Genomic DNA, 14,452 nt, shown 5'->3' with positions numbered 1-14,452 from the left:
TCTCGGTCCCAACATTGCTCAATTCTCCCGCTGGTCAGAAGAATTGAATCAGCAACCTACCGTCCAAGCAAGCCCGAGTTTTTCAACAAAATACGCCCAGGTCGGGCATCGCGGTGTCAGTCTCATTGAAGATGAACTCCATGAAGGGCAGACCGGTGACCTCGGCTGCCCGGCGGACAAGGCGCTTGGCGACATGCCATTTCTTGCACACCACGATCATCAGGACGCGGTCGCGCCCGAGGCTTGATCCGGTGTCCCAGAAGCGCGGCGCGATGCGCCGGCCCTCGCGCCCGCGCTCGGTCAGGAAGGTGAAGAGGCGGTGCCCTTCGTTCGAGATCTCGAACCGCGCGTCGGCGTCATGGTAAAGCGCCGCGAGACGGTGCCGGAGATCCTGCGCCTCGGGACTGATCTTGCGCGCGAAGAGGCAATCCTGCCCGAGCAGCATGTCGTAGTGATCGTTGTGGAAGGTCACCGGCAGGCCGTAATCGGTGAAGATCAGGAAGGTCAGCGCGCGCGTCTCGATCTCGGTCTCGGGGATCAGGTGGCGCACGAGGGTCTGGAAGAAGCTCTCGTCGGGGATCCAAGTGGTGCGGAAGAAGCGCACCACGTCGGGACGCTGCCGGAGGAAGGCGAGGATCGCCGCGACGCTGCGGCGGCGCAGGCACCACCACTGGCTGCCGATCTGGATCTCGAGATCGGCGGGCAGGGCGCGGGCCAGCCGAAGGGCGCGCTGCAGGTGGAACGCGGCGTAGAAGCGTTTCGGCTGCGTGCGTTCGTTGAAGGGATGGCGGTAGATCAGACGTTCTTCCTTCATCCCGGTCCGGATCCAGCCGCTTTCGAAGAAATCGAAGCTTTCGATGTAGTCGACGTCGCGCGCGTCCAGCATCCGGTGCATGTAGGCGCTCGACTTGATCGGCGCGCAATCACCGGAAATCATGTAGAAATGCGTGGCGTCGGGAAACCGGTCGAGCGCCGCCTCGATCGCGTTGAGCGTCGCCTGCACCAGCGACCATTCCCCCCAACCGCATCTGACCCGCTTTTGCACCAAGGTCACGCCGGGGTTTTGGTCGAGCGCCGCGCGGATCCGCTCGAACGCCGCGCGCGGGGCGCGGGCGTCGAAATGGATCGACACGCAGTCGCCCGCCGCGGTCAGCATCCCGGCCTGGCGGATGACGACCTCGGGGTCCTTGTGACAGAGCAGGATGAACGCGATCTTCGCCATGCTTAAGTCCGGGTGCCCTTTCCTCGGCGGGTGTTTATAGTAATATCCACGAAAATCATCTGGATAAACAGGTGCATTCCGGTCATGGGGCAGGATGGCCGAATGGGCGCCCAAGCCCATGCGGCGGCAGTGAAAGGCGAGGGGCATGGGATTTCCAGGCACATGGATGACGGAAAGTCAAAGCGTGGTCTACCGCGTCGTGCCGAAATGCGCCTGCTCGACCATCGGGCAGATCCTGTATCATTCCGATCACGGCATGTTCTACGACGGCGATATCCACGACGCCACCACCGGCCTGCACAAATGGGCCCGCGAGGACAGCCGGAAACCGATCGCCGACAACGTGCGGCAGCACCAATCCTATGCCTTTACCTGCGTGCGCAACCCCTACACGCGTATCCTGTCGTCGTTCTTCGACAAGATCTGCGGCATCCAGCGCAACGGCCGGCGCTATCGCGGCAATCTGGTACCGACGATCATCCAGAAATACGGGATCGAGGTCGGGGGCCCCGATGGCACCGAGGCGTTCGACCAGATCAGGAGCTTCCGCCGGTTCCTGCTTTTCGCCCGCGACACCATCCGCTGGAAACGCCCGATGGAGCCCGATATCCACTGGTCGGCGATGTCGGGACATGTCGCGACCTTCATCGCGGGGGGCGGGCGCTATGACCGGATCTTCTGGACCGAGAGGTTCGACGAAGGCATGGGCGCGGTGCTTGCCGCGATCGACACGGCTTACGCGGTCGACCTCGGCAGCATCCCGCGGTTCAACGAATCCGAGGGCCACGGGCCGAAACGCGCGCATCCCGTCGAGGACTATTTCGACGACCTGTCGATGCATCTGGTCTACGAGATCTACAAGCGCGATTTCGAGCTATTCAAGTACGATTTCGCCAACCCGGCCAAGCGCCAGCCCATCGGCGAGATCGACCTCGACGAGGTCCATGCCAAGCTCGGCGAGTGAGGCCGGGCGGGGGCCGCGGGTTTTTCGATGATGTGCGCCTGCGGCGCGCAGGGTGTCTCGACGTCGCCCTGCGGGCTCCGTCTCGGGGTCCGGGCGCCGCCGCGGTATTTCTTCCCGGACGAGCGGCGCAGTGCTTGCATTTCCGGCCGTGATGCGTAAAAGGGCCGCCAGACATGCGCGTGTTGCCCGCCCTGGCACGATTGATCCCCCGGTCTCCCGGGGCGTGGTCGGGTATGCGCGTGACAGCATCGAACACCGAACCACGAAAGGGTCCAGAGCCAGATGGCCAATACAGTCCAGTCCAAGAAACGCGCCCGCCAGAATGAAAAGCGGGCAGCGATCAACAAGGCGCGCCGCTCGCGCATCCGCACCTACCTGCGCAAGGTCGAGGAGGCGATCGCCTCTGGCGACAAGGAGGCCGCGGCGGCCGCCCTGCGCGCAGCCCAGCCCGAACTGATGCGCGGCGTGACCAAGGGCGTCTTCCACAAGAACACCGCCGCGCGCAAGATTTCGCGTTTCTCCGCCCGGGTAAAGTCGCTCGGCTGAGGGTTCCCGACAACCCGTTGAATTTCAAGGGCACCGCTTTGCAGCGGTGCCCTTTGCATTTGCAGCCTTCGGTCACACGCGCGGATTCTTTTCATGCAAAGATGCTGTCAAGCGCAATGATACGTTGCCCGCGCGCATGTGACGTTGCTAATTTCCATCAGCGATTCACGCTTGGGGGGACAGGCGTACCGATGCAGGATGACGTGACGATGACGTGATCCGGCTTGGCGAAGGGGCCTTATTGAAGGCTCCGGTCTTGTCCATTGGAATGTGTTCCAGAACGTCTGGGTCGGGATCACCGCGTGTCCCGTCCTGCGAACATGGAACTGCAGGACGACTTGTAGATGGTCCGTCGGTCCGTTGCATCACTGCAGCGGGATGGATGGATTATTGCCCTCCCTCTCGCCGATCGCGTGGCAAGGTGTTCCTGTCGCTTGGCGAAAGCCGTGCGGCAGTTGGTGGCAGAGTAGCGAAAACGGGGTAGCATGACGCAGGATCAATGGGGCCGGTTGAAGGAAAGAATTCAACAATCCATCGGGCAGAGCAATTTCAAGAACTGGATCGAGCCGCTGGAATTCGCCGAGGTGAGCGAAGGGGTGGCGAGCTTCGTGGTGCCGACCGGCTTTATCGGGAATTATGTGTCGCGGCATTTCGGGGACCTGATCCTCTACCAGATCTCGAGCATCGACCCGCAGGTGCGCAAGCTCGACTTCCGGGTCGCGGCGCAGGCGGCCCCGCGTGCCGCCCGGCCGGAGACCGCGCATGTCGAAGCCGCCACGCAGCCCCCGGCGAAGGATCCCGCGCTGCCCTCGGCCCCGCTCGACGATCGTTTCCGGTTCGAGACCTTCGTCGTCGGCAAGCCCAACGAGCTTGCGCATGCCGCCGCCAAGCGCGTGGCCGAAGGCGGGCAGGCGACGTTCAACCCGCTGTTCTTCTACGGCGGTGTCGGGCTTGGCAAGACGCACCTGATGCACGCCATCGCGTGGGAGCTGACCACCACGCGCCCCGAGCTGCACGTGCTGTACCTCTCGGCCGAGCAGTTCATGTACCGCTTCGTGCAGGCCCTGCGGGATCGCAAGATGATGGATTTCAAGGAGATGTTCCGTTCCGTCGATATCCTGATGGTCGATGACGTGCAGTTCATCGCCGGCAAGGACAGCACGCAGGAGGAGTTTTTCCATACCTTCAATGTTCTGGTGGACCAGAACAAGCAGATCGTGATTTCCGCGGACCGCGCGCCCGGCGAGATCGCGGGGCTGGAGGACCGGATCAAGTCGCGGCTGCAATGCGGGCTGGTGGTCGATCTGCACCCGACCGATTACGAATTGCGCCTCGGCATCCTGCAATCCAAGGTCGAGCGGTACCGCGAGCAGTACCCGGACCTGCATCTCGATGCCGGCGTGCTGGAATTCCTCGCGCACCGGATCAGCACGAATGTGCGCGTGCTGGAAGGCGCGCTGACGCGGCTGTTCGCCTTTGCCTCGCTGGTCGGCCAGCCGATCACCATGGAACTCACGCAGGATTGCCTCGCCGACGTGCTGCGCGCCTCCGAGCGCAAGGTGTCCGTCGAGGAGATCCAGCGCAAGGTGTCGGATCACTACAACATTCGCCTGTCCGAGATGATCGGCCCCAAGCGGCTGCGCGCGTTCGCCCGGCCGCGTCAGGTGGCGATGTACCTGTGCAAGCAGATGACGTCCCGTTCGCTGCCCGAGATCGGCCGGCGCTTCGGCGGGCGCGACCACACAACCGTGATGCACGGCGTCAAGCGAGTCGAGGAATTGCGCATCCAGGACGCGCAGATCGCCGATGATCTCGAGATCCTGCGCCGGTCGCTGGAAGGCTGAGGCGGGCATCATGGAACCGCCCGCGATCCGCGCCATGCAACGTGGCGCGGATTTCGGTGCCAAACTCTCACAAAGCGCTTGAGCCGACGCGGGAAATTGCTACCGTGCCCCTCCCGGCGCCGGGTCGGCATCTGACAGGAGCGAAACCATGAAATTCAGCATCGAACGCGGTACGTTGCTCAAGGCCGTGGCACAGGCCCAGTCGGTGGTCGAGCGGCGCAACACCATCCCGATCCTCGCCAACGTGCTGATCGAGGCCGAAGGCGAGGCGGTGCATTTCCGCGCCACCGATCTCGACATCGAGGTGGTGGACCGCGCGCCGGCGCAGGTCGAGCGGGCGGGCGCTGTCACCGTCTCGGCGGTGATGTTGCACGAGATCGTGCGCAAGTTGCCCGACGGGGCGTTGGTGTCATTGGCCGACGACGCGGTGTCGGGGCGCCTGACGGTGCAGGCCGGGCGGTCGAATTTCAACCTCGCGACGCTGCCGAAGGAAGACTTCCCCGTCATGGCCTCGTCGGAATATGCCAGCAATTTCGCCGCCCCCGCGCCGATGTTGCGGCGGCTGTTCGACAAGTCGAAATTCGCGATTTCAACCGAGGAGACGCGCTATTACCTAAACGGCGTCTACCTGCATGTCGCCGAGGCCGATGGCGCGCAGGTGCTGCGCTGCGTGGCCACGGACGGGCACCGCCTTGCCCGGATCGACGCCGCGTTGCCCGACGGTGCCGCCGAGATGCCCGGCGTGATCGTGCCGCGCAAGACGGTGGGCGAGTTGCGCAAGCTGCTGGACGATGACGAGATGGAGATCGCGGTGTCGGTGTCGGAGACCAAGATCCGGTTCGCCACCCCCGATATCACGCTGACCTCGAAGGTGATCGACGGCACGTTCCCGGACTATACGCGGGTCATTCCGCAAGGCAACACCCGACGGATGGAGGTGGATGCGGCCGAATTCGCCAAGGCCGTGGACCGCGTGGCGACTGTCAGTTCGGAGCGCTCTCGCGCCGTCAAGCTGGCGATCGACGAGGACCGGCTGATCCTGTCCGTGAACGCGCCCGATAGCGGTGCTGCCGAGGAAGAGGTGGTCGTGGCTTACGGCGACGAGCGGCTGGAGATCGGGTTCAACGCGAAATACCTGCTGGAAATCGCCAGCCAGGTGGACCGCGAAAACGCGGTGTTCCTGTTCAATTCCTCGGGCGATCCCACGCTGATGCGGGAAGGCGACGACACCAGCGCGGTCTATGTCGTCATGCCGATGCGCGTGTGACATCGGGCCGAGCCTCCGGCGGGAGTATTTCTGGAAAGATGAAAGGGCCGTGAATGGCCGGCCTCTACCTGTCGGAGTTGAGGCTGTCGCATTTCCGGTCGCATAGATCGGCGCGGCTGGATCTGGATGCGCGGCCGGTGGCCATTCATGGTCGGAACGGGGCGGGCAAGACCAACCTGATCGAGGCGGTCTCGCTGTTCTCGCCGGGGCGCGGGATGCGTCGGGCGGCCGCGCAGGATCTGGCGCGCCGGCCGGAGGCGCTGGGCTGGAAGATCACCGGCATGTTGCGGGCCGCGGACCGGCAGCATGAGGTCGAGATCTTCTCCGAGGCAGGCGGCGCGCGACAGGTGCGCATCGATGGCAAGTCCGCGGCACAGCTTGCGCTTGGCCGCCTCGCACGCGTGCTCTGGCTGATCCCGGCGATGGACCGGCTGTGGATCGAGGGCGCCGAGGGACGGCGCCGGTTTCTCGATCGCATGACGATGAGCTTTCTGCCCGGCCATGCCGACGCGTCGTTGGTCTACGAAAAGGCGATGCGCGAGCGTAATCGGCTGCTCAAGGACCAGGTGCGCGACGGGCACTGGTACATCGCGCTCGAACGTCAGATGGCCGAGGCCGGGGCCGAGATCCACGCCAATCGCAAGACCGCGCTTCAGCGGATCATGGACGCCCAGATGCAGGCCGAGACGGCCTTTCCCACCGCGGAACTTGACCTGACGCAGACCGAGGGCGAGATGCCCGAGACCGAAGGCGATCTGCGCGCCGCACTGGCCGAGAGCCGCTTTCGCGATCTCGTCGCGGGGCGGTCGCTGGTCGGGCCGCATCGCGCCGATCTTTACGGCAGCTATGCTGCCAAGGGCGTACCGGCGACCGAATGTTCCACCGGCGAGCAGAAAGCGCTTCTGGTGTCGCTGATCCTTGCCAATGCGCGCGCGCTGGCCCGCGATTTCGGCGCGCCGCCGATCCTGCTGCTCGACGAGGTGGCAGCGCATCTCGATGCCGGCCGGCGCGCGGCGCTTTACGACGAGATCTGCGGCCTCGGCGCGCAGGCGTGGATGACCGGCACCGGGCCGGAGCTTTTCGCGGAACTGGGCGCGCGGGCGCAGCATGTGCATGTCACCGAAAGCGATGGCCTCAGCAGCGTGGAGGCGCGCGTGCCATGACCCTCGCCGCCTCGGACCTTGCGCTTTACACGGTCGCCATCCTGATCCTTTTCCTGACGCCCGGGCCGGTCTGGCTGGCGCTGGTGGCGCGGGCGATGTCGGGCGGGTTTCACGCCGCCTGGCCCTTGGCATTGGGCGTGGTGGTCGGCGATGTGCTGTGGCCGTTCCTTGCGATTCTCGGGGTCACCTGGATCGTCTCGGTCTTCTCGGGGTTCATGCTGGCGCTGCGGATCCTCGCCACGGCGATGTTCGTGGGGATGGGGATCCTGCTGATCCGCAACGCCGACCGCACCATCAGCGCCGACAGCCGCCTGACACGGCCCGGTCTCTGGGCGGGGTTCATGGCCGGGCTTGCGGCGATTCTCGGCAATCCGAAGGCGGTGCTGTTCTACATGGGCGTGTTGCCCGGCTTCTTCGATCTGTCGCGCATCACGCCGCTGGACATCGCGGCGGTGGTCGGCATCTCGTTCGCGGTGCCGCTGGTCTGCAACCTGTCGCTGGCGCTTTTCGTGGACCGGATCCGCGGCCTCGTCACCTCGGCGCGGGCGCTGCGGCGCACCAATATCGCGTCCGGCGCGCTGCTGATCGCGGTCGGGCTGGTGATCCCCTTCACCTGATCACGCAAGGCCGCAAAATATAGCGGTTGGGCGTGACATTCTCCCCAAGAAACCGTATAAAATGAGGAAATTACGAAGGAACGCACGCATGTCCGAACCCGCCATCGCGCCCGAAGAATACGGCGCCGATTCCATCAAGGTTCTCAAGGGGTTGGAGGCTGTCCGCAAACGTCCCGGCATGTATATCGGCGACACCGATGACGGCTCGGGCCTGCACCACATGGTCTACGAGGTCGTCGATAACGGCATCGACGAGGCGCTGGCGGGTCATGCCGACGCGGTCAGCGTCACGATCCACGCGGATTCCAGCGTGTCGGTCCGCGACAACGGCCGTGGCGTGCCCGTGGATATCCACGAGGGCGAAGGCGTGTCGGCCGCCGAGGTCATCATGACCCAGCTGCACGCAGGCGGCAAGTTCGACCAGAATTCCTACAAGGTCTCGGGCGGTCTGCACGGCGTCGGCGTGTCGGTCGTCAACGCGCTGTCGGACTGGCTGGAATTGCGGATCAGGCGGGGCGGCAAGGAGTATCTCGCCCGGTTCGAGGGCGGCTTCACAACCGAGCATCTGCATGTCGTCGGCGATGCCGAAGGCCGCTCGGGGACCGAGGTGCGCTTTTTGGCCTCGACCGACACGTTCAGCAACCTCGAGTACAGTTTCGAGACGCTGGAAAAGCGCCTGCGCGAGCTGGCTTTTCTCAATTCCGGTGTGCGCATCATCCTGCGCGACGAGCGCGGCGAGGAACCGCTGGAGGCCGATCTCGTCTACGAGGGCGGGGTCAAGGAATTCGTCCGGTATCTCGACCGGCACAAGACACCGGTGATGCCCGCGCCGATCTTCATCACGGGCGAGCGCGACGGGATCACCGTCGAAGTGGCGATGTGGTGGAACGACAGCTATCACGAGACGGTGCTGCCCTTCACCAACAACATCCCGCAGCGCGACGGCGGCAGTCACCTCGCCGGATTTCGCGGCGCCCTGACCCGGACGATCAACGCCTATGCCCAGACCACCGGCATCGCCAAGAAGGAAAAGGTCAGCTTCACCGGCGACGACGCCCGCGAGGGGCTGACCTGCGTGCTGTCCGTGAAGGTGCCCGATCCGAAGTTCTCCAGCCAGACCAAGGACAAGCTGGTCAGCTCCGAGGTGCGCCCGGCGGTCGAGGGGCTGGTGAACGAAAAGCTGGGCGAGTGGTTCGAGGAGAACCCGCAAATCGCCAAGTCTGTCGTCAGCAAGGTCATCGAGGCCGCTCATGCCCGCGAGGCGGCGCGCAAGGCGCGCGATCTGACCCGGCGCAAGAACCCGATGGACGTGAATTTCCTCGCCGGCAAGCTCAAGGACTGCTCGTCCAAGGATCCATCGAAGACCGAGCTTTTCATCGTCGAGGGCGATTCGGCGGGCGGTTCGGCCCAGACCGGGCGCGACCGGGGCACCCAGGCGATCCTGCCGCTCAAGGGCAAGATCCTGAATGTCGAGCGCGCGCGGTTTGACCGGATGTTGGGCAGCCAGGAGATCGGCAACCTGGTGATGGCCCTCGGCACCGGCATCGGGCGCGACGAGTTCGACATCTCGAAACTGCGCTACCACAAGATCGTGCTGATGACCGACGCCGATGTCGACGGCGCGCATATCCGCACGCTGCTGCTGACCTTCTTCTACCGGCAGATGCCCGAACTGATCGAGGGCGGATATCTGTACATCGCGCAGCCGCCTTTGTACAAGGTGATGCGCGGCAAGTCCGAGGTCTATCTCAAGGATCATCCGTCGCTCGAGAATTACCTGATCGACCAAGGCACCACCGATGCCGCGCTGCGCCTCGGTACCGGCGAGGAGATCGCCGGACCGGACCTGGTGCGCGTGGTCGAGGAGGCGCGACAGGCCAAGCGCATGCTCGACTCGTTCCCGACTCATTACCCGCGCCACATCCTCGAACAGGCGGCCATCGCCGAGGCGTTTTTGCCGGGTCGCGTGGATTCGGACTTGCAGGGGGTGGCCGATACCGTGGCCAGCCGGCTCGACATGATCTCCAACGAGTACGAGCGCGGCTGGCAGGGGCGCCCGACCCAGGATCATGGCCTGCGCCTGTCGCGCACCGTGCGCGGCGTCGAGGAAGTGCGCACGCTCGACGGCCCGGTGCTGCGCGGCGGCGAGGCGCGCCGGCTTGCCCAGATCACCGCGCAATTGCGCGAGGTCTACCGCGACCCGGCCACCCTCGTGCGCAGGGAACGCGGGCAGCCCATCCACGGCCCGCTCGACCTGCTGAACGCCATCCTCAAGGAGGGGGAGAAGGGCCTGACCCTGCAACGCTACAAGGGTCTGGGCGAGATGAACCCGAACCAGCTCTGGGAAACCACGCTGGATCCCGACGCGCGCACGTTCCTTCAGGTCAAGATCGACGACGTGGCCGAGGCCGACGACCTCTTCACCAAGCTGATGGGTGACGTGGTGGAGCCGCGCCGCGAATTCATCCAGTCCAACGCGCTCAACGTCGCGAACCTGGATTTCTGAGACCTCCGGGACGCCCATGGTTTTCGTGTCCCCACAGACAGGGCAGGGCGCCTTTCCCTTTTATCAAGAAACTTGGCGCGAAATCGACTAGGGTCGGAGCAGGATCTTTCCCTGATGCTTGCCGCCCTCGATGATGCGATGCGCCTCGGCGGCGTCGGTCAGCGGAATGACCGCATGCGTGACGCTGCGCAGCGCGCCGGCGGCGAAGAGCGGCCACACGTTATCAAGCAGGTCCCGGGCGATCCTGGTCTTGTCGCCGTCCGACCGAGAGCGCAGGGTCGATCCGGTATAGGTGATCCGCTTGAGCATGACCGGCATAAGGTCGATCTCGACCTTCGAGCCGAGGTTGAAGGCCAGTTGCACGATGCGCGCGTCGCGCCGGGCGGCCTTGATGTTACGGGCGACGTAATCGCCGCCGATGATATCGAGGATGATGTCGGCGCCACCCGCCTCGCGACAGATCGCGACGAAATCCTCTTCGTGGTAATTGATGGCCCGCGTTGCCCCGAGTGACATGGCGAACGCCGCGGCGGTGTCAGAGCCGACGGTGGTGTAGACATCAAGCCCCATCGCGGCCCCAAGCTGGATCGCCGTGGAGCCGATGCTGCCAGCGCCGCCGTGAACCAGGAAGGTGCCGTTTTCCGGCACCGTCCGGCCGAGAAAGACGTTGCTCCAGACCGTGAAGAAGGTTTCGGGCAGGCCGGCGGCGTCGACCTCGTCGATACCGTCGGGGATCGGCAGGCAGTGATCGGCCAGGACGGCCACGTATTCGGCATAGCCGCCACCGTTGGTCAGCGCGCAAACCCGGTCACCGGTCCGCCAGCGGGTCTGATCGGCCGCCACGGCGACCACTTCACCGGAGACTTCGAGCCCCAGCAGGTCCGACGCCCCTTCAGGCGGTGGGTAGTGGCCCCGGCGCTGCACCAGGTCCGGACCATTGACACCAGCGGCCGTGACCTTGACGAGGACTTCTCCCGAGGCCGGAACCGGCAGGGGCCGCGTTCCTTCGACGAGAACTTCGGGCCCGCCAAAGTCATCAAGCTCGATTGTCGTCATGGTGTCGGGTAGATGCGATTCGCTCATGGTCTCTTGCGCTTTCAGGTTGCGGCCTGCGCCCGTTTCACGGCGGTCACGACATCGTCGGCATTGGCGGCAATGATCGCGCCGGCGTCGCGCAGGCTTGCGATCTTGTCCTTCGCCGATCCGCCACCAAGCACCGAGAGGGTGCCGGCATGGCCCATCTGCCGGCCGCGCGGGGCATACCGCCCGACGATCAGCGCGACGACCGGCTTGCCGTAGTCGACCGAGGCAAGGTAGGCGGCAGCGTCCTCTTCGTCGCGGCCTCCGATCTCGCCGATAAGCACGACCGCATCGGTGTCATCGTCGTCCCGGAACCGTTTGAGACATTCCACGAAATCCACCCCGTGCAACGTGTCGCCGCCAATGGCGACCGTCGTGGACTGACCCAGGCCCGTCTTGCTGAACTGTGCGACGATCTCGGATGTCAGCGACGCCGAGCGTGACGCGATGCCGATCCGGCCCGGCCTCGTGGCCCGGGTCGGCATGACGCCGATCTTGCACTGGCCCGGTGTCAGGATGCCTTGTGAATTCGGGCCGATCAGAATCGTATCCGAATTTTGCAGGGCCGTCTTGACCCGGCTCATGTCGTGTTGCGGAACGCGTTCGGTCACGCAGACCACGACGCCGATACCGGCCTCGATCGCCTCGATCATGGCATCGCCCGCATAGGGGGCCGGGACGATCACGAGGCTGGCATTCGCGCCGGTCTCTGACATCGCTTCCTTGACCGAATTGAAGATCGGCAGGTCCAGATGCTGGCTGCCGCCCTTGCCGGGGCGCACGCCGCCGACATAGGTCGGGGCATATCGTGCCGCCTGGTCGGTGTAGAAGGTGCCGGACCGGCCCGTCATGCCCTGAACGATCACGCGTGTGTCGGAGTCGACGAAGATCGCCATCAGCGTGCCCTCCCGGTTTTTGCAATTTCAACGACGCGGTTGATCGCACCGGACATCGTGTCGAAGGTTTCAACCGGCACTTTCCGGTCGCGCAATATGTTCGTGCCCCATTCGGCATTGTGACCGGCGATGTGCGCGACGACCGGCAGTTTCCGCTTGGCGCGGGAATACGCGAAATTCACACCTTCCGCCACCGTATCGGCCGCCGTCATGCCGCCGCCGTGGATGTTGAGCAGCAGAACCTGCACCTGCGCGTCGGTCAGCAGCATTTCAACGCCCCTGGCAATGTCGAAGCTGCGCGCCGTTGTCCTGATATCCATGAAATTGGCCGGCTTTCCGCCCGCGTCGGTGATCATGTCATTGGTGGCAAGCCCGAGACCGGCCCCGTTGGTGACCACACCGATATTCCCCGTCAGTTGAACGAGGTTGATGTTGTACTTCTGCGCCTCGGTCTCGTCGGACGACGTGCCTGGATCCGTAATCATCGAGTCGAACTCCGGTCGCCGGAAGGAGGCGTTGCGGTCGAGTGCGAGCTTGGCGTCGACCGCCATCCACTTGCCGTCCCTGGTCCGCACGAAGGGGTTGATCTCGACGAGTGTCAGATCGTTGTCGCAGAACGCCTTGCGCGCGTTTTCGATGGTGTCGAGCGCCTCGGGCCCCTCGATGCCGACATCCTTCAGGAAGGCAGTCAGCGCGTCGCGGGCCTCGGGAGTGTCGTCCAGAATATGCGACTTGACGGTGCTTTCATCCATGCGGGCAAGCTGTTCGAACTCCACCCCGCCGGACGCGGAGGCCAGAAGCATGGGGCGTCCGCTGCCGGGATCGAAGGAAATGGCGATGTAGTAGCTGTTGGCGATATCGACCGCGGCCTCGACGTAGACAGAGCGCACCTTTTCACCCGACGCCGCCGTCTGGTCGGTCACCAGGGTCGAATTCAGCAACGCTCGCGCCTCGTTGGCGACCGCCGATGGCGTGGCGGCAAACTTGATCCCGCCTGCAAGGCCCCGGCCGCCGGCCGTGATCTGTGCCTTGACCACGTATTTGCGCGCATCGATTTCCTTGCAAAGCCTTTCGGCTTCGTCCGGGGTATGTGCGAGGCGGCCCTCCGGAATCGAAACGCCGTACTGACAGAGCAGTTCCTTGGATTGGTTCTCTGAGAGCATCATGAGCCCGCGCCTTCCTGTTTTGGTGGTTTCTGGTATGCCACGACGGTGATTCTGTCAATGTGAGTGATCTCTTGCCCACGATAACACAGCCCCGCTAGGATGCGTATTGAACGGAGACGACCGTGATCAGTTTGAGAGAGCTCGAGTTTCTGGCTTCGCTTGCCCGTCGAAAGCATTTCGCACGCGCCGCGGAAGAGTGCGGCGTGTCGCAACCGGCATTCTCGATGCGGATCAGGAAACTCGAGGAAAAGCTCGACACGCCGATCGTGAAACGCGGCAACCGTTTCCAGGGCTTCACGGCCGAGGGCGATGCCCTGGTGCGCCACGCCCGCAAGATCGTCGGCGATGTCAAGATCCTGGAGCAGGAGTTTCGCTCGGCAAAGGGCGAGATCACCGGCAAACTGGTGCTTGCGGCCATACCGACGGCCGTGATCTTCGCGGCCCGCGCGGTGAAGGCGCTGCGAGCGAAGCACCCCGGCGTCAAGGTCAGCATCCAGACGGCGACATCGCTGGCGATCCAGCAGGGGCTGGAAAACGGGCTTTTCGAGGCCGGGATCACTTATGGCGAAGGCGTTTCGCGCGATCTCTTGAGGGTCGAGGATCTCTACAGCGAGACGTACACCCTGTTGACCCCGACCCATCTTGCCCCGCGCGTGACGGGCGAGGTGACCTGGGCGGAGGCCGCGCAACTACCTCTGACCTTGCTGGAGCCGGGAATGCAGAACCGCCGTATTCTCGACAAGGTGTTCGACGATCTCGGTCTGCTGCCCAATGTGACCGTCGAGACAAGCGGTTTCATGGCGGCCATGGTTCTTGCCGCCGAAGGCATGTCGGCCACGGTCGTGCCGAACCATCTCATCGAGGCGTTCGGTCAACCCGGGGGAACCGTGGCCTTGCCGCTGGTTGCGCCGGTGCTCGAAAAGAAAGTGGCCATCGTCACGCCGCTTCGCGATCCAGGCCTGCCGGTCGTCGACGCATTGCGGCGTGTGGTGATCGCAAGATAGATCAGCGCTACTTATCAATCCATCAGAAATAAGTAATTGACGTTCACCATTACTGATGTGGTATATCACATGCCAACAGGTAGAGGAGTTCCATGATGGCACTTGATGAGCGGACGGGCGTCTGGAAGTCGGGGAGGGGCAAGGGGCGGCATGTTCCGAAGGGGCGTCAGCTGGACG

The 14,452-nt window shown here is 64.3% G+C and carries 11 protein-coding genes and 1 pseudogene; 8 read left to right on the top strand and 4 right to left on the bottom strand.

All coding sequences use genetic code 11. From position 1 onward, the window contains the following. Window positions 1–94: 94 nt before the first annotated feature. Window positions 95–1,222 (bottom strand): annotated as a pseudogene (locus V8324_RS19380) (DUF5928 domain-containing protein); the annotation flags it as partial. Window positions 1,223–1,367: 145 nt separating this feature from the next. Here V8324_RS19380 and V8324_RS19375 point away from each other — a divergent pair. The 7 genes from V8324_RS19375 to gyrB all read left to right on the top strand — a co-directional run bounded on the left by V8324_RS19375 (window position 1,368) and on the right by gyrB (window position 10,129). Next, a complete protein-coding gene (locus tag V8324_RS19375) occupies window positions 1,368–2,186 on the top strand; it encodes a sulfotransferase family protein (RefSeq protein ID WP_336421552.1) in 819 nt (272 codons plus the stop codon). 282 nt (window positions 2,187–2,468) lie between these two features. After that, window positions 2,469–2,732 (top strand): 30S ribosomal protein S20, encoded by a 264-nt coding sequence (gene rpsT / locus V8324_RS19370; RefSeq protein ID WP_336421551.1) that lies wholly within the window; start codon window positions 2,469–2,471, stop codon window positions 2,730–2,732. A 485-nt stretch (window positions 2,733–3,217) separates the two neighbouring features. After that, complete coding sequence (gene dnaA, locus V8324_RS19365) at window positions 3,218–4,576, top strand: chromosomal replication initiator protein DnaA (RefSeq protein ID WP_336421550.1); 1,359 nt, start codon at window positions 3,218–3,220, stop codon at window positions 4,574–4,576. A 148-nt stretch (window positions 4,577–4,724) separates the two neighbouring features. Beyond that, window positions 4,725–5,843 (top strand): DNA polymerase III subunit beta, encoded by a 1,119-nt coding sequence (dnaN, locus tag V8324_RS19360; protein WP_336421549.1) that lies wholly within the window; start codon window positions 4,725–4,727, stop codon window positions 5,841–5,843. 53 nt (window positions 5,844–5,896) lie between these two features. Then, a complete protein-coding gene (gene recF / locus V8324_RS19355) occupies window positions 5,897–7,006 on the top strand; it encodes a DNA replication/repair protein RecF (RefSeq protein ID WP_336421548.1) in 1,110 nt (369 codons plus the stop codon). After that, window positions 7,003–7,623, top strand: coding sequence for a LysE family translocator (locus tag V8324_RS19350; RefSeq protein ID WP_336421547.1), 621 nt, complete (start codon window positions 7,003–7,005; stop codon window positions 7,621–7,623). Before recF ends, V8324_RS19350 begins: the two co-directional genes overlap by 4 nt. A gap of 88 nt (window positions 7,624–7,711) precedes the next feature. Further along, window positions 7,712–10,129: a DNA topoisomerase (ATP-hydrolyzing) subunit B gene (gene gyrB / locus V8324_RS19345; RefSeq protein WP_336421546.1), complete on the top strand. Its 2,418-nt coding sequence runs from the start codon at window positions 7,712–7,714 to the stop codon at window positions 10,127–10,129. Between the two features lie 87 nt (window positions 10,130–10,216). Here the strand turns inward: gyrB and V8324_RS19340 are convergent, their stop codons facing one another. From V8324_RS19340 to V8324_RS19330, 3 genes are read right to left on the bottom strand one after another with little or no spacing between them, the layout of a single operon-like run. After that, the gene (locus V8324_RS19340) at window positions 10,217–11,212 is read right to left on the bottom strand and encodes an NAD(P)H-quinone oxidoreductase (RefSeq protein WP_336421545.1); all 996 of its coding nucleotides are present in this window, start codon (window positions 11,210–11,212) and stop codon (window positions 10,217–10,219) included. A gap of 14 nt (window positions 11,213–11,226) precedes the next feature. Next, window positions 11,227–12,105 carry a succinate--CoA ligase subunit alpha gene (gene sucD / locus V8324_RS19335; protein ID WP_336421544.1) on the bottom strand — a complete coding sequence of 293 codons (879 nt, stop codon included), beginning with the start codon at window positions 12,103–12,105 and terminating at the stop codon, window positions 11,227–11,229. Then, window positions 12,105–13,271 carry a succinate--CoA ligase subunit beta gene (locus tag V8324_RS19330; RefSeq protein ID WP_336421543.1) on the bottom strand — a complete coding sequence of 389 codons (1,167 nt, stop codon included), beginning with the start codon at window positions 13,269–13,271 and terminating at the stop codon, window positions 12,105–12,107. Before V8324_RS19330 ends, sucD begins: the two co-directional genes overlap by 1 nt. A gap of 122 nt (window positions 13,272–13,393) precedes the next feature. Between V8324_RS19330 and V8324_RS19325 the strand changes: the two genes are divergently transcribed. After that, the gene (locus V8324_RS19325) at window positions 13,394–14,275 is read left to right on the top strand and encodes a LysR family transcriptional regulator (RefSeq protein WP_336421542.1); all 882 of its coding nucleotides are present in this window, start codon (window positions 13,394–13,396) and stop codon (window positions 14,273–14,275) included. Window positions 14,276–14,452 lie beyond the last annotated feature (177 nt).

Source organism: Roseovarius sp. D22-M7, assembly GCF_037083785.1.
GTDB lineage: Bacteria > Pseudomonadota > Alphaproteobacteria > Rhodobacterales > Rhodobacteraceae > Roseovarius.
This window is presented reverse-complemented; position numbering and strand designations above follow the sequence as displayed.